Origin of the sequence: Capsulimonas corticalis, assembly GCF_003574315.2 — a bacterium.
GTDB classification, from domain to species: domain Bacteria; phylum Armatimonadota; class Armatimonadia; order Armatimonadales; family Capsulimonadaceae; genus Capsulimonas; species Capsulimonas corticalis.
Window position 1 is genome coordinate 2,290,635 of the sequence record NZ_AP025739.1, and the last position, 23,729, is coordinate 2,314,363.

At 62.8% G+C, this 23,729-nt stretch carries 23 protein-coding genes; 12 read left to right on the top strand and 11 right to left on the bottom strand.

Features of this window, described 5'->3' with window-relative positions; translation table 11 throughout:
- Nucleotides 1–48: 48 nt before the first annotated feature.
- The 3 genes from D5261_RS09755 (at nucleotide 49) to D5261_RS09765 (ending at nucleotide 2,907) form a co-directional block, all read left to right on the top strand.
- Nucleotides 49–885 (top strand): alpha/beta fold hydrolase, encoded by an 837-nt coding sequence (locus D5261_RS09755; protein WP_119324682.1) that lies wholly within the window; start codon nucleotides 49–51, stop codon nucleotides 883–885.
- A gap of 5 nt (nucleotides 886–890) precedes the next feature.
- Nucleotides 891–2,312 (top strand): PP2C family protein-serine/threonine phosphatase, encoded by a 1,422-nt coding sequence (locus tag D5261_RS09760; RefSeq protein ID WP_119324681.1) that lies wholly within the window; start codon nucleotides 891–893, stop codon nucleotides 2,310–2,312.
- A gap of 82 nt (nucleotides 2,313–2,394) precedes the next feature.
- Entirely contained in the window at nucleotides 2,395–2,907 is a 513-nt protein-coding gene (locus D5261_RS09765; RefSeq protein ID WP_119324680.1) for a hypothetical protein, read from the top strand.
- Between the two features lie 60 nt (nucleotides 2,908–2,967).
- Here D5261_RS09765 and D5261_RS09770 read toward each other — a convergent pair whose 3' ends face one another.
- From D5261_RS09770 to D5261_RS09780, 3 genes are all read right to left on the bottom strand, one after another.
- Nucleotides 2,968–3,906 carry an EamA family transporter gene (locus D5261_RS09770; protein ID WP_165864623.1) on the bottom strand — a complete coding sequence of 313 codons (939 nt, stop codon included), beginning with the start codon at nucleotides 3,904–3,906 and terminating at the stop codon, nucleotides 2,968–2,970.
- 14 nt (nucleotides 3,907–3,920) lie between these two features.
- Entirely contained in the window at nucleotides 3,921–4,472 is a 552-nt protein-coding gene (locus D5261_RS09775; protein ID WP_119324678.1) for a hypothetical protein, read from the bottom strand.
- A gap of 139 nt (nucleotides 4,473–4,611) precedes the next feature.
- Entirely contained in the window at nucleotides 4,612–5,148 is a 537-nt protein-coding gene (locus tag D5261_RS09780) for a nuclear transport factor 2 family protein (RefSeq protein ID WP_165864622.1), read from the bottom strand.
- A 186-nt stretch (nucleotides 5,149–5,334) separates the two neighbouring features.
- On the opposite strand from D5261_RS09780, the gene D5261_RS09785 reads away from it, so the two are divergent.
- The gene (locus tag D5261_RS09785) at nucleotides 5,335–5,754 is read left to right on the top strand and encodes a hypothetical protein (RefSeq protein WP_119324676.1); all 420 of its coding nucleotides are present in this window, start codon (nucleotides 5,335–5,337) and stop codon (nucleotides 5,752–5,754) included.
- Nucleotides 5,755–6,307: 553 nt separating this feature from the next.
- Here D5261_RS09785 and D5261_RS09790 read toward each other — a convergent pair.
- The 3 genes from D5261_RS09790 to D5261_RS09800 form a co-directional block, all read right to left on the bottom strand.
- Nucleotides 6,308–7,453, bottom strand: coding sequence for a glycoside hydrolase family 76 protein (locus D5261_RS09790; protein ID WP_165864620.1), 1,146 nt, complete (start codon nucleotides 7,451–7,453; stop codon nucleotides 6,308–6,310).
- A 128-nt stretch (nucleotides 7,454–7,581) separates the two neighbouring features.
- Complete coding sequence (locus D5261_RS09795; protein WP_119324673.1) at nucleotides 7,582–8,520, bottom strand: acetylxylan esterase; 939 nt, start codon at nucleotides 8,518–8,520, stop codon at nucleotides 7,582–7,584.
- A 29-nt stretch (nucleotides 8,521–8,549) separates the two neighbouring features.
- Nucleotides 8,550–9,428 carry an AraC family transcriptional regulator gene (locus tag D5261_RS09800; RefSeq protein ID WP_119324672.1) on the bottom strand — a complete coding sequence of 293 codons (879 nt, stop codon included), beginning with the start codon at nucleotides 9,426–9,428 and terminating at the stop codon, nucleotides 8,550–8,552.
- A gap of 136 nt (nucleotides 9,429–9,564) precedes the next feature.
- Between D5261_RS09800 and D5261_RS09805 the strand changes: the two genes are divergently transcribed.
- Nucleotides 9,565–10,485 carry a phytanoyl-CoA dioxygenase family protein gene (locus tag D5261_RS09805; protein WP_119324671.1) on the top strand — a complete coding sequence of 307 codons (921 nt, stop codon included), beginning with the start codon at nucleotides 9,565–9,567 and terminating at the stop codon, nucleotides 10,483–10,485.
- Nucleotides 10,486–10,531: 46 nt separating this feature from the next.
- Here the strand turns inward: D5261_RS09805 and D5261_RS09810 are convergent, their stop codons facing one another.
- The 3 genes from D5261_RS09810 to D5261_RS09820 all read right to left on the bottom strand — a co-directional run bounded on the left by D5261_RS09810 (nucleotide 10,532) and on the right by D5261_RS09820 (nucleotide 12,622).
- The gene (locus tag D5261_RS09810; RefSeq protein ID WP_119324670.1) at nucleotides 10,532–11,446 is read right to left on the bottom strand and encodes an aminoglycoside phosphotransferase family protein; all 915 of its coding nucleotides are present in this window, start codon (nucleotides 11,444–11,446) and stop codon (nucleotides 10,532–10,534) included.
- A gap of 248 nt (nucleotides 11,447–11,694) precedes the next feature.
- Nucleotides 11,695–12,066 carry a sirohydrochlorin chelatase gene (locus D5261_RS09815; RefSeq protein WP_119324669.1) on the bottom strand — a complete coding sequence of 124 codons (372 nt, stop codon included), beginning with the start codon at nucleotides 12,064–12,066 and terminating at the stop codon, nucleotides 11,695–11,697.
- Between the two features lie 49 nt (nucleotides 12,067–12,115).
- The gene (locus D5261_RS09820) at nucleotides 12,116–12,622 is read right to left on the bottom strand and encodes a sirohydrochlorin chelatase (RefSeq protein ID WP_119324668.1); all 507 of its coding nucleotides are present in this window, start codon (nucleotides 12,620–12,622) and stop codon (nucleotides 12,116–12,118) included.
- A gap of 77 nt (nucleotides 12,623–12,699) precedes the next feature.
- Here D5261_RS09820 and D5261_RS09825 point away from each other — a divergent pair, with 77 nt between their 5' ends.
- The 5 genes from D5261_RS09825 to D5261_RS09845 all read left to right on the top strand — a co-directional run bounded on the left by D5261_RS09825 (nucleotide 12,700) and on the right by D5261_RS09845 (nucleotide 19,425).
- Nucleotides 12,700–13,908: an MFS transporter gene (locus D5261_RS09825; RefSeq protein ID WP_119324667.1), complete on the top strand. Its 1,209-nt coding sequence runs from the start codon at nucleotides 12,700–12,702 to the stop codon at nucleotides 13,906–13,908.
- A 302-nt stretch (nucleotides 13,909–14,210) separates the two neighbouring features.
- Nucleotides 14,211–16,247, top strand: coding sequence for a protease pro-enzyme activation domain-containing protein (locus D5261_RS09830; protein ID WP_119324666.1), 2,037 nt, complete (start codon nucleotides 14,211–14,213; stop codon nucleotides 16,245–16,247).
- A gap of 142 nt (nucleotides 16,248–16,389) precedes the next feature.
- Entirely contained in the window at nucleotides 16,390–16,923 is a 534-nt protein-coding gene (locus D5261_RS09835; protein WP_119324665.1) for a TFIIB-type zinc ribbon-containing protein, read from the top strand.
- A gap of 24 nt (nucleotides 16,924–16,947) precedes the next feature.
- Nucleotides 16,948–17,934, top strand: coding sequence for a S1/P1 nuclease (locus D5261_RS09840; protein ID WP_119324664.1), 987 nt, complete (start codon nucleotides 16,948–16,950; stop codon nucleotides 17,932–17,934).
- Between the two features lie 315 nt (nucleotides 17,935–18,249).
- Nucleotides 18,250–19,425 (top strand): acyltransferase family protein, encoded by a 1,176-nt coding sequence (locus D5261_RS09845; protein WP_119324663.1) that lies wholly within the window; start codon nucleotides 18,250–18,252, stop codon nucleotides 19,423–19,425.
- A 22-nt stretch (nucleotides 19,426–19,447) separates the two neighbouring features.
- Here the strand turns inward: D5261_RS09845 and D5261_RS09850 are convergent, their stop codons facing one another.
- On the bottom strand, nucleotides 19,448–21,541 hold the full coding sequence (locus D5261_RS09850) for an NPCBM/NEW2 domain-containing protein (protein WP_119324662.1): 2,094 nt from the start codon (nucleotides 21,539–21,541) through the stop codon (nucleotides 19,448–19,450).
- 93 nt (nucleotides 21,542–21,634) lie between these two features.
- Nucleotides 21,635–22,414 (bottom strand): type II secretion system protein, encoded by a 780-nt coding sequence (locus tag D5261_RS09855; RefSeq protein WP_119324661.1) that lies wholly within the window; start codon nucleotides 22,412–22,414, stop codon nucleotides 21,635–21,637.
- Nucleotides 22,415–22,540: 126 nt separating this feature from the next.
- Here D5261_RS09855 and D5261_RS09860 point away from each other — a divergent pair, with 126 nt between their 5' ends.
- On the top strand, nucleotides 22,541–23,287 hold the full coding sequence (locus tag D5261_RS09860; protein WP_165864619.1) for an AraC family transcriptional regulator: 747 nt from the start codon (nucleotides 22,541–22,543) through the stop codon (nucleotides 23,285–23,287).
- Nucleotides 23,288–23,336: 49 nt separating this feature from the next.
- Nucleotides 23,337–23,654 carry a ferritin family protein gene (locus tag D5261_RS09865; protein ID WP_119324659.1) on the top strand — a complete coding sequence of 106 codons (318 nt, stop codon included), beginning with the start codon at nucleotides 23,337–23,339 and terminating at the stop codon, nucleotides 23,652–23,654.
- Nucleotides 23,655–23,729 lie beyond the last annotated feature (75 nt).

Sequence of the window (23,729 nt, forward strand, 5' to 3'; positions counted from 1 at the left end):
AGGGTGACTTTCTCGGCGAGCGATCCGGCGGATTTCAGGGAGAACGTTTTGACTGAAAACATCTTGGCTCGGAACAATGTGCGCGTCTTTGGCGAGGGCTCGCGGACGATGGTCTTCGCGCATGGCTTTGGCTGCGATCAGCACATGTGGCGCTGGGTGTCGTCCGCCTTTGAGAACGACTTCCGAGTCGTGCTGTTCGATTATGTTGGCTCGGGCAAGTCCGACCGGCGCGCCTACAGCGCGGAGCGGTACGGTTCTCTGGGCGGCTACGCGCAGGATCTGCTCGATGTCTGCGCGGCGCTGGAGGTGAAGGACGCCGTGTTTGTCGGGCATTCGGTCAGCGGGATGATCGGCGCGCTGGCGTCGATCCGTGAGCCGGAGCGGTTCTCGGATTTGATCATGGTGTGCCCGTCGCCGCGTTATATCAACGATGCGCCCAATTATGTCGGCGGCTTCGAGCGCGCGGAGATCGAGGGACTGCTCGATATGATGGAGCAGAACTATTTGGGATGGGCGAGCTTTCTGGCGCCGGTGGTGATGAAGAACGCGGACCGTCCGGAGCTGGCGCAGGAATTGGAGGACAGCTTTTGTTCGACCGATCCGAAGACGGCGCGCCTGTTCGCCGAGGTGACGTTCTTTTCCGATAACCGCGCGGACCTGCCCAGAGTCAAGACGCCGTCGCTGATCATTCAATGCTCTGACGATGCGATCGCGCCGGTCGATGTGGGCGAGTATCTGTTCCAGCATCTTGCCGGGAGCTCTCTGCGAATCATTGCCGCCACGGGGCACTGTCCGCATCTCAGTCATCCCGAAGAAACGGTTGCCGTCATCCAGGAATATCTCGCGGCGCGCCCGCAAGTGGAAATTGAGAAACCCTTCTGGTAAACGGAATGACAGATCTTCTGAACGCCGCTCCCTGCGGGTTCCTGACATTTTCCAGCGAAAGCGTCATCGATTTCGCCAATATCTCCCTGCTGGACCTTCTGGAGTACGACGCGGATGAGCTGCGCGGGCGGCGTTTCGACTCCATCCTCTCCCCGGGCGGCCGTGTTTTTTACCAGACGCACCTTTCTCCCATGCTGCAAATGCACGGCCGCGTGGATGAGATTTCGCTGTCGCTGCGCGCCAAGAGCGGCGCGGATATTCCCGTGCTGCTGAACGCCGCGCGCCAGGAGCGAGACGGCGCCGTGTTTTTCTCCGCCATCTTGGTCCCCATGCGTCAGCGGCGGCGTTTTGAAGAGGAACTGATCCAGGCGCGCCGCGCGGCGGAAGAAGCGACCGAGGGGCAGCGGGCGTCCAACGCGGCGCTGGAGGAGGCCCGCGCGACGCTGGAGAAGCAGCACGCGGAGCTGCTGACGCTCAACGCCGTAATCCAGGCGCAGGCGGACCATGAGCGCAACATCGCCGAGCGCTTGCAGGAGGCCCTGTGCCCGTCACTGGATGACACGGTGCCCGGCCTCGATCTCGATTACTACTACCAGCCGGCGCTGGAGGAAGCCAGCGTCGGCGGCGACTTCTTCGACGTGTTTCCCCTGAACAACGGCCGCTACGCCCTCGTGGTGGGAGACCTGGCGGGGAAGGGGCTGGCCGCCGCCGCCCAGACCGCCACGGTCCGGCATATGCTGCGCGTGCTGCTGTACCTGGGCGAGGAGCCCGCCGTCGCGATCACCAAGCTCAACGACATCCTCGCCTCTCAGGCGCTGCTCACCGGGTTCGCCACGCTCTTCGCCGGCGTTTACGACCCCCAGCGCTGCGCTCTGGTTTATGTGTCCTGCGGACAGGAGCCCGGCTTGCTGCTGCGCGCCGCCACGCCGCGTACGGAAAGCCTGGGGCCGACCGGTCCCGTGCTTGGCGCGTTCGCCGGGTCCGAATTTCGCCAGCGGCAGGTCGCGCTGGCGCAGGGCGATGTGCTCGTCCTGTTCACCGACGGCCTGACGGAAGCGGGGATGGATCGGCGCAACATGCTCGGCGTCGACGGCATCACCGATCTTCTCACCGAAGAAACCGCCGCGCCGCGCACGGCGTCCACGGTGGCCCAGCGGCTGATGGCGGGTGTGGAAGCCTTCGCGACCTCCGCCGGGATTCGGGACGACGTTTGCCTGCTCGTCGCCCGCGTGGAGGATTGCCGGGAGCCCCATACTCCGTCCGCCAACGACGCCCACGCCCATGGCGCCGCGCCGGCGTACGAAAGCGGCCATTCCGCCCCAAATCCCGCGAATATCGAATCGCCCGCGCCGCTTCCCGCCGGCCGGCCGCGGGGTCGCCGCCTCGCACGCGCGCCAAAAACTCTCGTTCGCCTCGTTTCCTCGTGATCGCCGCACTTTTCGATGTTATCGCCAGCTATTGAGGCGTGACCCGTCCGGAGCCCGCGCGACAAGCGCCGTGGAGAAAATCATGAGCAACAGCGCGCCGCCGTATCCGCGCGCCACGCCCGATTCGAACGGACCGCCGCCCTCGTTCGGGGGCTTGCGGGCGATATGGCGTGGGATCAAGCGCTTCGCCGCCATCTTCATGATGGCGTGCGTCGGCGGCTGGATCTGCGGCGCGGGCGCAGGCGCGGCGACATTCTATTGTTATGGAATCGGGGGGTGGCTGGGGCTGCCGCTCGGCATGGTCGGCGGCGCGTTTTTGGGAGCGAAGACGCCTGCCCGGCGCGCGACGCTGACCTTCACGACCGGAGCATATACCGCCTGGGCGCTATACCATGCCGCTCAGCGTCTGAACTGGGATAACATTCTGGTGGCGGCGCTCAGTCTCATCGGCGCGTCGCTGGCTATGCTGGTGGTTTACGCCCTCGAGCGCCTCCTGCCGGAGCGTGTGAGCTTCTGGGCGGCGGTGACGTCCGCCGTCATCTTTAGTATCTGGATGATGGTTGACTTCGCCCACTGGCTCACGACCACACAGTAAGTGTGGGAGCGGAATTCTCGCACGAAGCGGCGCGGAGCGTGCGGGGAAACGCGGCCGCCTTCATCGCATCTGAGTGGACGCCGGATCCGCTGGTTTGGGCGCGGTGACCATCAAGACGACGCCGAGCAGTATTACGGCGCTGGCGAGGATCGTGCGCGGAGTCAGCGGTTCATGGAGGAACGCCCAGCCGAGCAGCACCGCGACGACCGGGCTGACAAAAGAAAAAGTGTTGGCGAGCGCGGCGGAGGTGGCGCGCAGGAGCCAGCCGAAGGTCGTGAAGCCGATCAGTGCGACGGCGATCGTGATATAGATGACGGCGGCGACCGGCCCAAACGTCAGGTGTGCGGGATGGATCCGTCCCCACTCTCCCGTCGCGCCGCTGGCGAGGACGACAAGCGCGCCGCCGGCGAGCATCTGCATCGCCGTTGCCGTGATCGGCTGGACCGAAGGCTCACGCCGTTTGGACAGAAGCGCCCCGGTCGCCCACGCCAGCGCGCTCACCGTCAGGGAAACGACTCCGGTCAGACTGAGACGTATCTCGCCGCCCGATGGCGCCACCAGCAGCGCCATCCCGCCAAACCCGGCGAACAAACCCAATATGGCGCGAGGGCTGAGGCGCTCACGAAAGAACACAGTCCCCAGCAAAGCGACCCAGAGCGGCGCCGACGCCGAAAGCAGCGCCGCCGCGCTCGACGACACAAACTGCGACCCCCAAACCACCATCGCGCGCCCTAAGAAGAACATCAGCGCGCCCAGCAGCAGCGCGGACCGCCATTCCCCCCACGAGAGCTTCTCCCGAACTTGCGTCCGCCGCCACGCCAGCAGCGCCGCTCCCGCCCCAACCAGATTAACACTGGCGATCATCAGCGGCGGAACTTCCCGCAGCGCGATCTTGATCGCAAAGTACGTTGAGCCGAACGCCAGCCACGTCACCAAAAGCGCGACGATAATTCGCAGCCGCGACGCCTGCGTATCCGGTGGATGGGCTTCCGGCGTCATCACGCGAATCTCCATTACTGCTGGGGCGTCTGCACCGGCTCCCCGTTCATCGTCGTGGAGCTATGCCCATCGAGAGTCCGAGTCTGCTTCAGCAAATATTGCGATCCCGAGCGCACCCAATAATCACGTGACCGGCCCAGACTATGGTAGAGAAGGACGTTCCCATTGGATGAGACGAGGCGCCCGGTGAACTCTCCCTTATCGATAATCACGACTCCTCCAGCGACGACTTTCACGGAGACGACCGTGTCGCGCGCTTTGAGCGTCGCTTTCAATCCATAGCTGTTTGCATCCGCCAGTTTCTTATAGAGATCCCTCATTTCCTCGCGGCCGCCAGGGTTGTAATCGCCATGACTATCGATTCCGATATAATCTGGATCGTAAAACGACGCCACCGTATTGAAATCAAGATGCGCCATGGCGTTATCCATCGTGCTGTAGTTATGCTGAATCGTCTTGTGCAACTGTGCGGGGGTGGGTGTGTTGGCAGTGTTGGGATTCGCGGACGTGATGATTGGGAGGGCGATCACGGTGAACGAAACCGTGAGGATCGAGGCGAAGCGCATGAGGCCGGTTTCCTTGTCTGAGATACGAAGGCTGGGATGAGTTTACCTTATCGCGCGTTGCCGGCGGCCACAATACGCCATGGGATGAGGGGCTATTTTGCGGCGCTCATCCGAGTGATTTCGTTTTCGTCTGCGTTTGTTACAATGGCTGAGGCGACTGCACGGGCTGCCCGTTCATTGTCGTGGAGGTGTGATAGTCCAGAATCCGTGACTGTGTCAGGATATACTGCGACTCCTTTTTCGCCCAGTAATCGCGCGACCGGCCGGCGCTGCGGAATTGGAAGACGTTGCCGTTTTGCGCGACGAGTCGCGCGGTGAACTCGCCTTTGTCGATGACCACCACGCCGCCCGCGACGACCTTCAGCGAGAGCACGTTGTCGTGCCCGCTGAGCGATCCCTTCAGGCCATAGCCCTCGGCGTCGGCCATCTGCTTGTAAAGATCGCGCAGTTCTTCGCGCCCGGACGGGTTATAATCTCCGCTCTTGTCGATCGTCACGAAATCCGGGTCGTAGTACGACGCCAGCGTATCGAAATCCCGATGCGCCAGCGCAGTGTTCATGATGTTGTAATTGCGCTGAATCGTCTTGCGAAGCGCCGCGTTCGGATCCGCGTGCGCGGCGAGTGGCAGCGCGATGGCCGCGAGTGATAACGCCAATAAAGAAGGAGTAGTGCGCATGCGACCGAGGTTCCTTATGTTAAGAATTGAACTGCTGGATGAGTTTACCTTACGAAACGAATAGCGCGACAGATGTTCATTGCAAATCATCGCCGATAAAACTGACAATTTTACGGGGCCAATTCACGCAGCGAAATGCCTTGGCCGGTGTCTTTATTACTACGATCGCTTAAGGGAGACCCGCCAATGTATCGCATGACCGTACAATCGAAAGCGCATGCTCTCACACTGCTTGCCGTTCTTTGGACCCCATTTGCTCTGTTCGGCGTCTATGACTACGTCGACTGCCGTCGCTGGCTAACCTTCGATGTCAATTCCGCTCCCGATTATGTTGTTTGGACGCTCTATGCGCTATTTATCGCGGGCGCGGCGCATTTCTTCCGGAAAGAAACTGCTCAACCGGTTCTCTGCATTGACCAAGCAGAAATCCAAAACATCGGCCGCCACATTTTTATTGGCGCCGCGCTCGCCAACATCCCCGTATTCGCCGTCCTCCAGAGCAGTCTTGCTTGCCATATCGCCATACACATCCTTCTGATTGCCATCAGCGGCGTCGGATATTCGTTCGCTCGAAAACAAAAGCGCCGCCAGTCAAGCAAACACTGATTGGGAGCGGCCCCAGCGTTAATACCGTTTCTTGAATTCGTGCCGTGACGGCCAGAACCCAAACGCCATGATTATCCCGCCGGCAAGGATCGCCAGCCAGTGGAAGCGCGCTGGGGCAAGTGTTGTCAATCCCACCCCCAAGATCATGGAGATAAATTCGCGCGTTTTGAAAGTACGAGCGTCCGGTTGTATTTTTGTTTCCTGAAACACATCTTTGTCTTGAGATTTCAATCTTACCTTGGTGGAGCTGGCCCGTAGTAGACAATATCAATTCGATCTCGGTCAAGCCAATAAGTGCGAGGCCTGAGATGAAACGTCTCATACTCAGTCGAGTAATGTTCTGGTGAGAGACAGACGATGCCGTTTTCGACAATCAGCAGTCCTGCTTTTCGCAAGACGTGATATCGGCCGCAGTCTTCTATGCCCAGTCAGTCCAGCAGCGTTTCGACCGTGGGGCGCTGGTCGCGGACGAATTGCAGCAGATCCATGGTGATTGCCGCGGCAACATGAGAGCCTTTCATGGCGGGTCCTCCGGAATGCATAATAACGCGGTTTACTGTTTTGGCCGGCCTTTAGGTTCCCCTGTCTCCGGATACGGCGTCAGCAGCCAGAAGAGACGGGCAGCGGAGGCGTTTTCAATGAGCTTTTTGCGGTCGTCGGGTTTGTGGTCGGCTTCGCTCCAGTAACCGCCTTCGGGATCGCGGATGTATTTGTAGGCGAAGGCGGCTTCGCTGCGGACGGCGTTGAGGTATTTGATATCGTGCGTCACGTCGTAGAGACGCAGCAGGGACTCGGCGAAGAGATGAGTAAAGAGGGCGGACTTTTCCGTCTTGTGCAGCGACCCATTCGAGGGATCGGTCCAGGCGGCCAGGCCGGCGTCGGCCATGCGGCGCGCTTCGTCGAGGGCGGCCTTGTCGTGCTGGGTCTGGTAAAGCAGGATGTCGGTGCGGATCGCGAGCGCGGTATTGTATGTAAACTGGGTCTTCTCGATTTTGCCGTCCAAGTTGATGTTATCCCAGTAGAGGCCGTTAGGAGCCTGGAGTTTGCTCTTCGCCCAATCGCGGATCTTGATGGCCCACGCCAATTGGTCTTTGTCGCCGCCGACCTGGTAGAGACGCATCGCCGCCGCCGAGGCGGGGGTATTGGAGCAGGAGTTTTTGGATTTATGGTCGAGCTTCCAAAAGACGCCGCCTCCCAATGTGTCATCCCAGCCGCTCAGAACGAACTTCTGGGTGGCGCGCGCCTTATTCAAAAAGCCGGGATTGTGCGTGCTTTGATAGGCTTCCACGAGACCGAGCACCAGCCACTCATTGTCGTCGTAGTATTTGTCCGTGCCGTTCGGCCCCGAGCAGTAGGCGTTATAACCGGGCACCGCAACGGCCGGGTCCCAGTAGCTCTCCAAACCATGCGTGAACTCATAAAGCACGCTCTTGTACTTCTTGGGATCTTCGCGCGCGGCGGCGGCGAGCACCGTGAACTGGACGCCGTTGGCCCACATGAAATCATAAGGCAGCGCCTTGGGATCGAGGGGGACCGAGGGATGGTACCGAAAGGTTTTGGCGTCGTAAAAATGGCTCTGGATGTAGTCGGTCTGCTCCTCCGCCTTTTGGCGATAGTCGGCGCGCGCGGGCGACGCCGTCAGAAGAGGCGAAAGCATGGTCAGCGCGGCGAGCGCCACGGCGGAGTTCGAGATCGTCATTGTCCTGAGAATTCTCCTTGAGCGAATGTTGTCACCGATAATGTTTCTATTGTGTCCAAAATGGTCCAAAATCGCAAGGGGTGAGTCCATCGTCACGGAACGTCGCTGCCTCTCCCGTGCTGCGGCCTTTATGCGAACCAGTTTTCCAGCGCCTGAAACAGCCGTCTGGCGTCATGCCGCTCTTCGCGATAGGGGAAGTGTCCGGCGGGATGGACGAAGAGCTCCTTTGGCCCCGCCAGGCTATTGTAGACGCAAAACTGGCCCGGCGGCGGCACGGCGGGATCGAAGAGGGCGCAGCCGGCGAGGGTGGGGATGCGCAGATGCGTCGCGGCGACGGCGGCGTCGAAGTAACGCAGGGTCTCCAGAATCTCGGGGCGCGTCGCGTACTGACGCCGTACGGATTCGCCGCTGCCGGCGCAGGGCAGCGTGACGCGCAAAGGATGGTTGCCGAAGCTGGGAACATCCAGAAACGCGCGCTGAAAACGATCGTCCCAGGGCAGCGCCAGCGCGCCCATGCCGCCGCCGAAGCTCACGCCCAGATAGTGCAGATTTCCCTCGGCTGCGGGAAACAGCTCCAGCAGCACCGAAGCGGCTGTCCAAAGATCGGCGGCGCAGAAGCGGTGGAGGTACGTCTCGCGATGCTCGATCCCAAAGACGACATGCTCCTCCGCATTGTCCGGAATCCCTGGCGCCGCCGACCGATCGAAGCCGCGAGCGCAGGGGAAGATCGCGGCCGCCGGCGGGCCGGGGATTGGGAAATCCGGCCCGGATCGCCCGCCATAGCCGTGGCCCGCCACCACGCCGCGCGCAAACCCGCCGTGCGGAACCGTGATCCAGGCGCCGACTCGCGCGCCGCCTAGCCCTGTGAACTCCGCCTCGAACACGTCATAGCCGCGCCTTGGCGAAGCGATGGAGCGCATCACCGTGTCCGTCGGAACGGCGCGCGCTTCGTCATAAGTCGCCCGCCAAAAGTCCGCGAAGTCCGAGACTTCCGGCGGCGCCGCGACTTTGAGCAGCGCGGCTTCGTCGTAGCCATAGGTCGGATCGAAAGGAAAAGGATGCTGCATTTTGTGTTTCACACTCTCGTGGCGAGATTTTATGGCGAATCCTGGCCGTCCGGCGCATACTGAACGCGGTACTGCGAGGGGCGGACGCCCATCTTTTGGCGGAATTTATTCGAAAGGTGGAATTCATCGCTGAATCCGAGGCTTTCGGCGATCTGCCGAATCGGCATCCGAGTGTATCGGAGCAGCGAGCAGGCGGCGTCGATTCGGCGGTTCATACGATAGCGCGCCGGGGCGACGCCTTCCCGCGCTTCAAACCGCTTGCGAAACGTCTCATACGACAGTCCGGCGCTCCGTGAAATCTCTTCCGGCGTCAGGGGAACGCTCAGGTTTGTGCTGAGCATTTGCCGGGCTGTTCGCAGCCAGGCCGGGTCTGAATTTTGCTCCTCTTCGATGGGAACCGTCGCCAGCATTTCCGTCAGCACGCTGAGAAAACGACTGGTCTGCACGGTCCGGGCGGCGTGGGGCGGCGTCGCCGGCGTTTGAGTGACCGCCTCCAGCGCGCCGCGCCATGCAAGCCCGGCGCGGATCACCGGATGAGCCGAACTGAATAAGGCCGATTCCCGCAGCCGGTCAAACGCCGCTCCGTCGAAAACCACAAACAGCTCGCTCCAGCGCTCGCCCGCGCGCGGGCCGTACCCGTGGGCCAGCTCCGGGAAAAGCAGCAGCGCGTCGCCAGGCGTCACCTCCCGCGCCGTCCCGCCGATATCCTCATACACCCCGCTCCCTTCCAGCAGAAGGACGATCGCGTAGCGTCCGAGCACACGCTTGCGCCGGAGCGAGACGCCGGGGCTGTCTTTGATGTATCCCGCGCTCCGGATCTGGCCCAGCGGCGTTTCTCGCTCGTCGGCGATCAGCGTCTGCGTCACGACGGGACGCGCGACCTCATTTTGTTCGGAATACCAAAACATACATCGGATTTCCCAAAACGCCTATTCCGAAAAACTCATCCCTGGTCTAGAATATCCCCATTATACGCGAATACTCATTGCAAAATCCAACCGGAATATGCATGGTTTGACAGATGATTTTCGAGGAGACCGGAACATGACGATTCTATCACCGCCCGCGCTGTCCGCATGTGGCGTCGCTTTGGAAATGACGCCCGAGACGTTCGGTGAGCTGCGCGACGCCAACGATTCGCTCGGCGACGGCGCCGCCCTGCGCCGCCGCATGCAGGAAGACGGCTACCTGCTGCTGCGCGGCGTTCTGGATCCGTCCGAAATCCTGGCCGCCCGAAAGTATATCACCGATAATCTCGCGGAGGAAGGCTTTCTCGATTCGGCCTTTCCCTCGATCGATTCCGTCGCGCGGCCCGGGGCCGACGTTATGTTTCGGCCCGACCTTGCGCTGAAAAACGCCGCATTGCATCAGGTCCTTTATTCCGGCGCGATGATGGAGATCTTCGCGCGGTATTTCGGCGAGCCGGTGCGCCACTACGACTTCACCTGGCTGCGCGCCACCCCGCCGGGGCGGAGCGTTCCCGCCCATTGCGACATCGTGTATATGGGGCGCGGAACGTTTGACGTCTTGACCGCCTGGACGCCGCTGGGCGACATCGCCATCGACGGCGGCGCGCTGATGATCCTGGAAGGCTCGCACCGGAAACGAGAACAGAACGAAGAGTATCTCCGGCGTGATGTCGATTCTTACTGCGCGAACGGTCCTCACGCGGCGCAAATCGAATCGGGCGAGATGGGGTGGGAATGGGACGGCGCGCTCGATCACGACGCCGCCGCCCTGCGCCGCCGCCTCGGCGGACGCTGGCTGAGCTCCCAATACCAGATCGGCGACGTCCTGATCTTCACCATGGCGACGGTGCACGGCAGTCTGGACAACTTCTCCAATAAGATCCGTCTCTCCTCCGATTCGCGCTATCAAAAAGCCTCCGAGCCTGCCGACGAACGGTGGATCGGCCCCAACCCCATCGGCCACGGCCTGGCGGGCAAACGCGGCCGCATCTGCTAGCGAGCATGCGGCGCCGCCAGGATCGAAGGGAGAAGAACGCTGGCGTCTATATCGGAATTTCGCGCAGAAGGTGCGCGAGGTCAAAGGTGCTTTGCCAGTAATCGCCGCCGTCCTCCACGGTCCACCACGCCGACAGCACCGCCTGCGCCATCGCCCAGCCTTTGACGCGCGCCGGGTTCAGACCAAGAGCGTCCGCCAATTGATGGGCGCGGCGCGACAGCAGCCTGCCGGGATCGGCGTGCGTGTGGCGGTCTTCCCACAGGTTGCGCAGCATCGCGCCGACTTCATACGCCGGTTCGCCGACGAGTCCCTTGGGGTCGATCGCCAGCCACGTGTCGCCCGATGAGAGGATATTGTCGTGATGCAGGTCCCCATGCAGCAGAACGGGAGCGTCCGAGGTGGCCAGCAGATCGGCGAATAACGCCTCCGCTTCCTCCGTGATTGCCTGCGGAAACGGTCCGACGCCTCCGCCAAAGCGCGCGCGCATCTTCGTAAATCCCTCGCCCCACTCAGCAACCGTCGGGAAATCATGATCTGGTGGCGCCGGACGCCACAATCGCCGCATCACATCGGCGGCAATCGCCGTCGCCTCGGCGTCCCGCGCCTCGCTTGCCATCCCCGTCAGTGTTTCGCCTGGCGTCAGCCGCTCCAGCAGCATCACATTCCGCGCATCATCGCTTGCCAGCAGCCGCACGGCGCCGCGCCCATCATAGGCCCGCAGCGCCGCACGCTCATCGCGCATATCGCCCATCGGCGGCCCAATCTTCAGCACGACGCCCGTCCCGTCCGCGCGCACGGCGTTCGCGACATAGTTAAAAGAAAGATTTGGAAACGCCGGCAGCAGCGTCAAATCCCAGCGACGCGCGCAGTTGTCCAGCAGCGCGGGGAGCAATTCGAGCCATTGGGCGCCGGCCGGGCCGAACGCGGTGATATTGCGGACGAAGTTGGGTGGGAGGCTCATTGCGATTTGGCGAGGCGATGGGATGAAATCCAGGCGTTTGCATCCCGGTTATGAAACCCGGGCCTGGGAGCGGCCAGAGCCGCTAACCACCCAGGGGGTACCCGGTGCCGGACGCAAATGCCGACAATCGATCACAGATTCCTCCGTTCGGCACGGACGGTTAGCGCCTTGCGCTCCCAGGCCCGGGTTTCATAACCGGGACATGTGGCTTCTTACGTGGGCTTTGGCGTCGTTGATTATGTATGTCTTTACCCCCGCACGGCCGCCGCGCGGTCGGCGAGAACTTCGGTCACGACTTCGCTGGCGCCGAGGTAACGGCCCATGGAGAATTGGACCTTGGGGTGGCGGGCCTGGGCTTCGTCGAGCAGCGTGGGGAGGTCGTCGGCGACGTGGGTTCCCGTGTGCAGGAAGTAGGGGACGGCGGTGACATGGGTGGCGCCCTGGGCAATGCAGGAGTCGAGGGCGTCGGGGATGGTGGGTTCGTTGCATTCCATGAAGCCGACTTCGACGATGTCAAAGGCGTGGCGGGCTTTGACGGCGTCGACGACGCGGAACATCTCTTTGTTGGACGCCGGGCGGGGCGATCCATGGACCATCACCACAAGGGCGGTTTTCGGCATGGCGTTATGCTTTCTATTTATTCCACGGCGATGCGCACTGGCGCGCCGATTATTCCACCGCGATGCGGGCGGGCGTGTTTAGTTCCGGGACGCGCGGGCAGCTGGGCGTGGCGTACAGCGGGCATTCGGGATTCGCGCGGCAGCCGCGCGCGGCGGCGGTCAGATCGTCGCGCCATGCGTCGGGGCCGAGAGGATTCTTCGCGCTTTCGATGAGGGCGTCCGCGAGGCGTTCGTCGAAGCCGATGGCGTCGGCGATCACGAATTCGATCTCCGGATAGTGGGGACGCACGGCGTCGACATGCTCCGGCAGGCTTTTGGAGACGAAGTAGCCGGGGACCAGAAAGAAGGGGAGGATGACGATGCGCGTCGCTCCCGCTTCCTTGCAGTGCTGGACGGCTTCGGGGAACGCCGGGACCGAGTAGTTCATATATCCGATCTCGACAATCGGGTAATCGCCGCGTTTGCGCAGGCGGCCGGCGTGGGCTTCCAGAGCCTCGCCCGCGCCGCAAAGCAATGAGCCGTGTGAGAAAAGAATCAATGCATCCATAGTTCCCATGATACCCCTCGGGTAACATTGTTGCGCGCCGCGTGGTTTCCTTTATGGAAACGGTGTGACGGCAAGGGGGATTGAGGATGACGTTGGCGAGCGAAACGCGAGGCGGTAAGGTGGCGGAGCGTGAAGGCAAGCGCTGGCGGGACCGGATTGCGGTGGCGGCGGTTTTCTTTTTGAACGGTCTGGCGATGGCGAGCTGGGTGTCGCGCATCCCGGCGGTGCAGGAGCGATTGGCGGCGAGCACGGGGGTGCTCGGGCTGGCGCTGCTGGCGATCGCGGTGGGCGCGCTGATCGCGATGCCCGTGACGGGATGGCTGGCGGCGCGCTGGGGAAACCAGCGGATGGCGATGGCCGGCTTGATCCTGCTCTGCGCGGCGCTGCCGCTCGCGGCGCTTGCGCCCAGCGCGCTCCTGCTGGGATTGGCGCTGCTGCTGCTGGGAATGGGCAATGGAACGACGGATGTTTCCCAGAACGCCGAGGCGGTGCTGGTGGAGCGCGGGTGGGGACGGCCCATCATGTCGTCGTTCCATGCGCTCTGGAGCATCGGGGGAGTGTTTGGAGCGGCGCTGGGCGGCTGGGTCGCTCAGCGCGGAGTATCGCCGGTGATCCATCTCAGCATCACGGCGGCGCTGGTGCTTGCGGCGGGCGCGGTGGCGGTCAGCCGTATGCCGCGCCCGGAGCCGGGCGAACACGAGATGAGGGATACAGAGGCGCATCCGTTCGCGCTGCCCTCGCGCGCTCTGCTCGCCATCGGCGCGGTGGCGTTTTGCAGCATGCTTACCGAAGGGGCTATGTCGGACTGGAGCGGAATCTATCTGCACAAGAATTTGCATACAGGCGCGGGCGTCGCGGCGGCCGGCTACGCGCTGTTCGCGGCGGCGATGTCGGCGGGACGCATCGCGGGCGACTTCCTGACCCATCGATTGGGACCGGTGCGGATCGTGCGCTACGGCGGCCTGCTGGCGGCGGCGGGGCTGGGTGTCGCCTTGATTGTCGGGCAGACCTGGGCGGCGCTGGCGGGCTTTGCATTGATCGGCCTCGGCGTCGCGATCATCGTCCCACTCGCCTTCAGCGCGGCGGGCAATACTCAGGGGATGGCGCCCTCGGCGGGGATCGCCGCAGTTTCGACCACGGGATACTTTGGCTTTCTGGCCGGTCCGCCACTGATCGGATTTATCGCCGAAGGCATCACCCTGCGCGGCGCGCTCGGCGTCGTCGCGCTGCTCTGCCTGCTCGTCAGCGGCCTTGCCCGCAGCGTTTCGCACGCGTCTGGCGAACCGAATCCCTAGCGCGGAATTTGCGGATTCCCTCTCCCAATATTTTGATTCTCCTTTGACAATGGCTTGATGTGGGACTGTTATTCTTGGGCGCGTGATTGCGCATACGAATAATAGCCTCTCACGCAGCGCCGTCCGTTTCGAATTGTCAAAGGAGAAAGGACCCCACATTCTCTCGTGTCATGACTCCATGCAGGCCATCCCAATCCCGGAGCCTGCCGGGGGCGGCCCGCGTTTGACGCCGGCCTCCCACCATTCGTCTTAATTGGAGCCCGCGGCGCGCCGCGGCCCAGCGACCGAATCAGGAACCCATCATGAGATTAATTGCTAGAATTGCCAGTCAGGCGTCGTTTCTGAAGTTTGCGCTCCCCGTGGCCGCCGGCCTGGGGCTGGCGACGCCCGGATTCGCCGCGCACCGTCTGCTCAGCCAGAGCTCGGGCCATCTGGTCAAAGCGCTGACGGATGCGGCGCCGGCGAGCGCCCTGGCGCCGGACCGTACGATGACGCTTTCGCTGGCGCTTCCCGTGCGCGACAAGGCCGAGTTAGACGCCTTTGTCAAGGATGTGTACGATCCTCTCAGCCCGAATTTCCGCCGCTTCCTGAAGCCGGGCGAGTTCGCCGGGCGGTTTGGGCCGACCGAGGCGGACTATCAGAAGCTCGTGCAATTCGCGCAGTCGCACGGTTTCAGCGTGACGCAGACGTTCAGCAACCGAATGGTCGTCGATGTCGCCGGGCCGGTCTCCGCCGTGCAGACGACGTTCCATGTGAATGAGCTGGTTTATCGGCGGGCGAACGGAAGCCAGTTCTTCGCGCCGGACCGCGAACCGACCGTCGATGACGCCGTGCAGGTTCCGCTGCTCGCCGTCGGCGGGCTGGACAACGCCGATCCCCCGCACCAGAAGTATGCGTTCAAGCCCTTCAAGCTCAAGGCGGCGACGGGGATTGGCGGCTACTCGCCCAGCGATTTCAAAACCGCGTATAGCTTTCCGACGAGTCTCAACGGCTCCGGGATCACCCTCGGCGTCTTTCAGAACACGGGATATCTGGCGAGCGACATCACCACCTTCGAGGACCATTACGGTCTGGCCCAAGTGCCGCTGACCAATGTCTACCTCGACGGCAAGAACAGCGGGAACCAGGGACAGTCGGGCGAGACGACTCTGGACATCGAGATGCAGGTCGCCATGGCGCCGGGAGCGACGAAGGAAGTCGTTTATATCGGCGGCAGCGGTCTCGATATCGCCACGAAGATCGCCTCGGACGATGTCGCCAACGTCGTCAGCAGTTCGATCGGTTATAACGACGGCACGCAGGCGGCGGAAAATCTCCAGTATGAGCAGATGGCCGCGCAGGGCCAGTCGTATTTCGTGGCCTCCGGCGACAGCGGCGGCTGGACCTCGACGGCGTCCGGCTCGGACAACCCGGCGGATCAGCCCTATGTCACCTCCGTCGGCGGTACGCATCTGAACACAAACAGCAATGGATCCTACGCGTCCGAACAAGCCTGGGTCGGCAGCGGCGGCGGAAGCAGCGTGAACTGGGGACTCCCAAGCTACCAATCGAACATCAGCATGTCCTCGAACGGCGGGTCGACAAGCGCGCGCAACTGCCCGGATGTCTCGTTCTGCGCGGACACCAGCCCCGGCATTTCGTTCTATAACAACGGCGCATGGGGCTCGGGCACCGGCGGCACCAGCTTCGCCGCGCCGCTCTGGGCCGGAATCACCGCGCTCGTGGACCAGCAGCGCGCGATCAATGGCCTGAAGCCCATCGGCTTCATCAACCCCGCGATCTACTCCCTCGGCAAAAGCACGCGGTATTCCTCAGACTTCCACGACATCACGTCGGGCAGCACCGGCCGATATTCGGCCGTCACCGGCTACGATCTCGCGACGGGGTGGGGAACGCCGATCGTCAGCAACCTGGTGACCGATCTTTCCAAGGCGTATGAGCCGGGAACCTACAGCATCATCAGCGTCCAATCCGGCCTCGCGCTGGACGGCGCCGCCAACACGCAGGGAACGAAGACGCAGCTATACGGCTCAAACAACACGTTCGACCAGAAGTGGACGATCAGCGCCTACGGGACCGGCTTCACGATCGTCAGCGTCCAGACAGGTCTGGCGCTCGACGCCGGCGCCGCGACGCAGGGAACAAATACGCAGATGTGGAGTCTCAACAACAGCAACGTCCAGGTCTGGAGCATCGCGCCCTCCGGCGGCGGCTACAGCATCATCTGCCAGAAAACCGGCCTCGCGCTCGACGGCGGTCCCAACGTGCAGGGAACCAATCCCTGGCTCTACGGCGCCAACGGCACGGTCGATCAGCAATGGAAGTTCGTGCAGCATTAGGAAAGGCGGGCCGCAAAGTCGTATCGCCCCGGGCGCCGGCGTAGGTTTGCCCGGATCTTTAAGAACCCCAGGAGGAAATCGCCCCGCGCCGACGAATTGAATAAGCGTCAATCGTCGGCGCCTGGCGCGAAAGGATTTGGGGATGAAAAGTGAGACGCGGTTCTGTCCCGTGGGATGTGGGCCGCTCAAGTCGCTGAAGTTTCGAGGAGTGCTGCTGGACCGCTGCCCGCAGTGCGCCGGCGTCTGGTTTGACGCGCTTGAATATGAGACGCTCGGCGCGCTTCCGGAGGCCGTGCTGCATACGCTGGAGGTGGCGGTGAACCTGGAAAGCGCGCCGCAGGTCGTTTCGCCCCATGTGGCCGCGCCCAAAGTGCTTTCCTGCCCTGCCTGCCACGGGCGTCTCGAGCCCGTTCAGGTGACAAATCGTGTTGACGCGACCCTGGATCAATGCGTCCGCTGCTTCGGCTACTGGGCGGACGACTCCGAACTCGCGCTTCTGAGCAGCGTGCTGGAGGCCGATAAGCCCTACTTTGCGCCGATGCTCGGGGACGGAACGCGGCGGGAAGTGGCCTCGGCGCTGTCGGAAGCGCTGGCCCCTCATCACGAAGTCCGCATCACGCTCTTCCAATCCATTTGTGTCTGGCTGAACCGCCCGATCGGGCCGAGCGCCTCGTAACCTTCGGCTGTCACAGGAGACTTTATGCCGCGCCGCATTTCCATCGCCGTCCTTTTTCTCATGCTCGCCGCCCCCGCCGCCCATGCGTGGGACGCCAATGGACACAAACAGATCGCCGATATCGCCTGGACGAAGATGGACAAGGCGACCAAAGCCAAGGTCCGCCAAATTCTGATCGCGGGAGATCCCGCCTACCGGCCGGCGGGGACCGACGACGAATCCGTGCGGGACGCCTTTCGGCGCGCCGCCATCTTCGCCGACGACATCAAGCGCAGCCACGACACGCAGTATGAGCCGATCATCGATCCGATGAATCGGACCTGGCTCCCAACGCCGGACCCCGCCGACCGCGAGCAGGAGCGCTGCAAGACGTGGCACTACTACGATACGCCGATCCGGGGCGGCGCCAACGCGCCGCAGCCGCGCGCCTCCAACGCATTGAACGCGCTGACGCGCGCGCAAAGTGAGCTGACCGCGCAGCAGAAATCGGATCACCCCGATTTGCAGGCGCAGTGCTGGTGGCTCTACTGGACCGAGCACATCGTCGGCGATCTGCACCAGCCGCTGCACTGCTCCAGCGATTTCGAGCATTCCCCCACCGGCGACGCTGGCGGCAATGGATTTCTCCTGGGCGTCTCCGATCCCGGCCGTCCCGGCAGAAACGAAAACCTGCACTTTTACTGGGATTCCGGCATCGACCACGCCGTCGCCGCCGACCCCTCAACGGCGCCGGATTACCCCGGCCCGGATGGTCGTCCAAACTATGAAGACGTCACGCGCCGATGGAGCGCCGATCGATCCGCGCGTCCCTCCAAGGCCGATTCGCGCCGCCTGGATGTCGCGGCGTGGATCTCGGACGGCGCGCGCCTCGCCGACACCCAGGTTTACACCGTTGCGGAAGGCGCCGTTCCTTCCCCCGAATACGACGCCGCCCAGGTAAAGCTCTGCAAGCGCCTTGCGCTGCTTGCCGGAGCGCGTCTGGCGGAAATGCTCAAGCAGGCGCTTCGGTAACGAGAGACCTTTCCCCGGTTTGCCCCTGACGCGACAAAAGTAATTCCGCTTTTGATCGGCTTTCTTGGTATTTATACGGGCGGTATTTGATAGAGTGGCATGGTTTTTGCTGTCATAATAAATACTGCTACAAGCGCGGCGTCCGCCGCGCTCTTGTTAAGCTTCCAATGTTGGAATAATCTTTTGTGCAGTATTCGAAGTCCACGCGCTGCGCCCTGACGCTGTTTCGCGTCGGCTGAGCCGCTTTTTGTAGGGACATGTCGTAAGAACAGAGGCACGTTATTGAGTACTATCGCGCCCCGCCAAGCGCCCCGCATGCATTTTATCGATGGGCTGCGCGCCGTCGCCATGATCGCCGTTTTGCTGTGTCACGCAAACCTCTACGCCGGGATCTCTCATATCTGGGTCCATGTGGGCGGGCATGACGTCAATCTCGCGAACGTGCTGCAGTCCGGCCATCTCGGCGTGAACCTTTTTCTGCTCCTGTCCGGGTTTTGTCTTTACTGGCCGTTCGTCAAAGGAGGAGGCCGCGCCGAGCCGACCCTGGCGCAGTACGCCTATCGCCGCTGCCGCCGGATCCTGCCGCCTTACTATGTGACGCTCGCGATCTTCGGCGGTCTTGGGCTGCTCCAGGCCGTGACGCACCATCAGATCTTTCACCGTCAGCTGACCATTCACTACATGGAGGCGTGGCTGGCCTGGCACGCCGTGATGGCGCATAACCTGTCACCCGCGCATGTTGTCGCCCTGGACGCGCCGCTCTGGTCGCTGGCGCTCGAATTCCAGCTGTACGTCCTGTTTCCCATCTTTGTCGAGGCGTATCGGCGCTGGAACAAGCATGGCGTCCTGCTGCTGGTGCTGGCGCTTTCTTCCCTCTACCGCGCGGCCATTCCGCCGGCAGTCCTTGCCGTCGATCCGCTCAACGGGTTTGTACTGATGTACAGCGTGTTCGGGCGCTGCTTTGAATTCGCGCTGGGGATGTATGTGGCCTACGTTCTGTCGCGCTGGCCGCAGGGAGAAAAGAGCCCGCTGCGCCCGGTCGATTACGTCCTTGGCGCGGCGGTCATCGCCGGGGGGATTTGGCGCGGCCACGTGTTTACCGACGCGGCGTGGGGGGTGGTGTTCGCCGCTCTGGTGCTTGCGGCCAGCCGCGCGTCGGGCCCGATCGGCCGCTTTCTCTCACAGCCGTTTCTTGTGCGGATGGGGATCTTTTCCTACAGCGTCTATCTGATCCATCAGCCGATTATTATGGGAGTGGGCGGCAAGCTGGCCGGCCATCATTTGTCGAACGTCGCGCTCTGGGCGATCGTCATCGGCGTCCTTCTGCCGGCGCTGATCGGGATCGGATACGTTTATCATCTTCTGTTCGAGAAGCCGTTTATGTCGACGAAAAAACCGAACGTCGCCTCGACGACCGCTTCGGAGACGGCCGGCGCAAAGACGCCGGCCGTGTCCGAAGCGGAAACCGCCCCGGCGCTGAACTCGCGTTAGCGCCGGCGGCTTTCCGAGACAATCACCCCTTCTCCGCTGGAGATAACCGCAGCAGCGCCGCGCCGTGCGCGGGAATGGAGATCGTCAGCCCCTCGCCCACCGGCCCGAGGTCCGCGCGCTTCCACAGGTCGCGCGCGGTCCATCGGCCGCTAAGATGCAGGTCGGCGGCGGTCACGACGGCGCCGGCGTCGAAATCCCCCCGGTTGAAGATCCCCACTGCTTGAGAACCATCGGCGAGCGGCCTCGCCCAGATGTCGATATCGTCGTGCTGGGCGGCGCGCGCCGCCGCGTGTCCAGCGGCGTCCTGATCGATCGCGAGGACTTCGGGGTTGGTCAGCAGAGCGAGCGTCCAGGCGTCGTTGTCCGGCAGGTTGGCGCCGACCATCAGCGGAGAGGGAAGCAGGGACCAGAGCGACATCAGCGTGATCTGCTCGGCGCGGCTGAAACGCGTTTGGCGGTCCGGATCGACGCTGCGGTTGTTGACGGATAGGCGCCCGAGCGGCAGCATGTCGGCGTCGGGCCAGTGGCCTTGGCCGACGGAGCCCCGCCAGCGCTCGGCGAGCGTGAACTCGTGGTCCAAAGTATCCCAGCGATCCCAGAAATCGTCCGAAACGCGCCAGAGGTTCGCGTGCGACCGCACGTGCGCGGCGCTGGCGATCGGCGTCTCGCCGGGCGAGAGGCTGTAGACGATGGCGCGGCCGCATTTGCGAATGGCGTCGTCAACGGCTTCGATCTCCGCCGTATGATAGGGGCGCGAGGTGTCGTCCATCTTGATATAGTCCACGCCCCACGACGCGTAGAGCCGAAAGATCGAATCGTAGTAGGCGCGTCCCGCCGGCGTGTCGCCCCGCACGCCGTACATGTCCGCGAGCCACGGGCAGTTATCCGCCGTGTTCGCGGCGTCCGCCGCATGGAACGGCGAGCCTTCGATTGGCAGGTTCGCCTTCACGGCGTTTCTGGGAATCCCGCGCATGATATGGATCCCGAACTTCAGGCCCATGGCGTGGATCTTGTCGCCGAGCGCCTGAAACCCCGCGCCGCCGGCGGACGACGGGAACCGGACGGCGTTGGGAATAAGCCGTCCAAAGGCGTCCATATCGAGCGCTTCTCCCTCATGGCCGTTCAGCGGCTGATGGATGGCGTCCGGTTCATACCACCGATAATCCACCACAACATACTCCCACCCGAACGGCTGCATCTCCTTGACGAGATACGCCGCATTGGACAGAACCTCGGCCTCGGTGACGCTCTGGCCGAAGCAGTCATAGCTGTTCCAGCCCATCGGCGGCGTTAGCGCGAGCGACTGGCCGGCAATGATGCGAACCGTCTGATCGTCATGTCCATGGGAGTTCGCGGCGCGCACCCGCACGGAATAAGCCCCGGCTTTCGCGACGCGGCCCGTGACGGTTCCGGTCGCCGCGTTCAGCGTGAGCCCCTGCGGCAGTCCCTTCATGGAGAACGACAGCGGCCGCGCGCCGGTCGCCGCGACCGTCCAGACCATCGGCGCGCCGGGGTGTGTTCCGATCACGAACGGCGGCCGGATCTTTGGCCCGGCGGGCATGCCCTCCATGGAGACGACGGGCGTGGCTGCCGCGAGCGTCGCCGTTTGCGGCGGCGCGCCCTGATAGGTAAACTGCGCGTCGGCCCAATCGGCGTGATCGTAATAGAGAGCGTCGCCGCCGGTGGTGACGCGCAGCACGATCTGTTTGAGCCCCGTCACATCGACATCGGCTTTCGCGGGCGGCATCCCCTTGCGCATCACGCCGCTGCGCCATAAGATCTGATGCTTGTTTCCGAGCACCTGAAACTCCACGCTTCCGATATCGTTGGGAATCTCATCATCCACCCCCACCGTCGCCGCGAAGCGCGTGGCGCCGTTCACATCCACCGCCAGCAGCCCCGGCGCATGCGTCCCGAACCCATGCGCGTACGCCTGTCCGGCGAGGGTGATCGGCTTCCCATCCACCGCTTTATCGATCTGCGGCGCTCCATAGCCCTGAGTCGCTTTGGAGAGGTCCAGCGCCGAGAGCAAGACCGTGTCGGCTCGCGCTCCGGCGGCAAAGAGGACAATGGCCGCCGTGGCCATTGCGGCGTGCGGAATCTGTCGAGATTTCATGGTTTACGAGTTCGCCTTAAACACACAAGAAACCTCCGACCGCGATGGCGATCGGAGGCTGGGAGAGAAACGATAACCGGGACGCCGCCCGGTTTAATCGGGGAACTTGCGGCCCGCTCCAAGCTGCGGGGCGCCGTCGGCGGAGTATTCGTAGCCGGGGAACGTCGCGCTTGGGAACTGCTTATTCGCCGAAGTGCTCTTCGATTGATCCCACAGCGCCGCCTTGACGTGCCCGTCGGCGTACAGGAAGTTCGCGAGGTGGTCGAAGTGCGGCCAACCGGCGGCAAAACCGACCGTGTCCAGCGATTGGACATCCGAGCAATAGCCCCAGTCCTGATAGATGTGGCCGCCGCCGAAGGCGCACCAGCCTCGCTCGACCAGTTCAATGGTTTTGCTTGGCGAGGGAACGGCCGCGAGGGAAGCGCCGACGCTCGATTGCTGGTAGTCGATCAAGTGCGTCGCCACGGCGTAAGATCGCTTGACGTTGCCGCCAACGCCGGGAAGGAGCGTCAAAGGCGGCAGCGCGTCGTCGGGGCATCCCAGGACGGCGGTGCTTTTCACATATGGCTGGATCGCGACATCCCAGGTGACCGGTGTTCCCGCCGAATTGAGGTAGGGAGGATTCGCCCATGCGTCGACGCTGGTGAAGGCGTTGTTGCCGCTGGGCCACAGCTCGTCGTTATCCTGAATGTACTGCATAAAGCCGATGCCGAGCTGCTTCATATTGGACGAACAGCTGGTCTGGCGCGCTTTTTCGCGGGCCTGGGCGAAGACGGGGAAGAGAATGGCGGCGAGGATCGCGATGATAGCGATGACTACGAGTAGTTCGATCAGTGTGAAGCCGCGCAGCTTCCGTGAGTTTAACAATTTCATGACGCTTCTCCTGTGGCGAATTCGCCACGCTTGCCAATAAGGGACGATGCTTGCAAATCTGCAAATAAGACTTGATAATTCTACTACGGCGTGCTACGATACGCAATGCACGCAAATGGAAGTTTATTGCACCAGGCTCCAAGCCCTTTTCGAAACGCCGGCGTCGCCATCGCGGCGATCGGGCAGGATTTCCCGTTTCACCAGGATCAATTCTGGGAGGTCATGTACCTGCGCAGCGGCCATATCACCTGCCAGCAGGGAGCGGAGCGCTTCGCGATGCACCCCGGCATGATCATTATTCACCCGCCGCGCGTGACGCATGCGGACTTCGCGACGACGGCGTATCTCACCTACTATCTCTGGGTGGACTCCGATATGGCCGCCACGTGGCCGCGCTTGTGCTATGACGACGAGCATAAGAGCCTGGAGCGCGTCTGCCAGTCCGTTCTCCAGGAATGGGGCGCCCGAAACCCTGACCGAAACCGGATGCTGAGCTTGCTCTACGACCAGATGAATCTGCTGCTGACGCGGGAAAACAGCGTCAAATCCTCCGCCGGAGAAGCCGTCGTGGCGGCGGCGGAACAGGTAATGGAGGCCAACTACCGGGAAAAGCTGACCGTGGGGGAGGTCGCCCGGCGGATCGGGGCGTCTGCGTCCTCGCTGCACGCGCACTTCGCGCGTCTGCGCGGGCAGACGCCGATGGAGCGCCTCCAGGAGATCCGGCTCCGTCACGCCCTCGCCCAGTTGCACCACACTACGCTGACCCTCGATTCCATCGCCACTCTCTGCGGCTACCATTCGGCCAGCCATCTCAGCCGCCATGTCAAGTCGGTCACCGGGGAAAGTCCGGGGCGGCTGCGCGTGCGCGAGTAACTTCATCCGTGGGTATATCCATACTGCACGACGGATGAAGGAGCAGCCCATGGGTTTTGACCAATATCACGAGCCGGCCGATGAATTGCCGGATGAAGTACGGACCTTCGCGCGGATGATCGCGTCGCTGGGAGAAGAAGCGGAGGCGATCAACTGGTACGAACAGCGCATTTCCGTGGAGAAAGACAAAGACGCCGCCGCGATTATGCGCAATGCTCAGCTGGAGGAGTTCAAACACTTCGGCATGGATCTTGAATTTTTGCTGCGCCGCAAGCCGCAGTGGCGCAAGACCTTGCAGGGCATTCTGTTCCAGGACGGCGATATCGTCGAGAATGGCGAGCACGCCGAAGAAGACGCCGACAAGTAATATCGATGACCATCGATCTCCGCGACGTCCTCGGGACCCAGCTCCCGGGGGCGTTTCTTTTCGCCCTCATGTTTT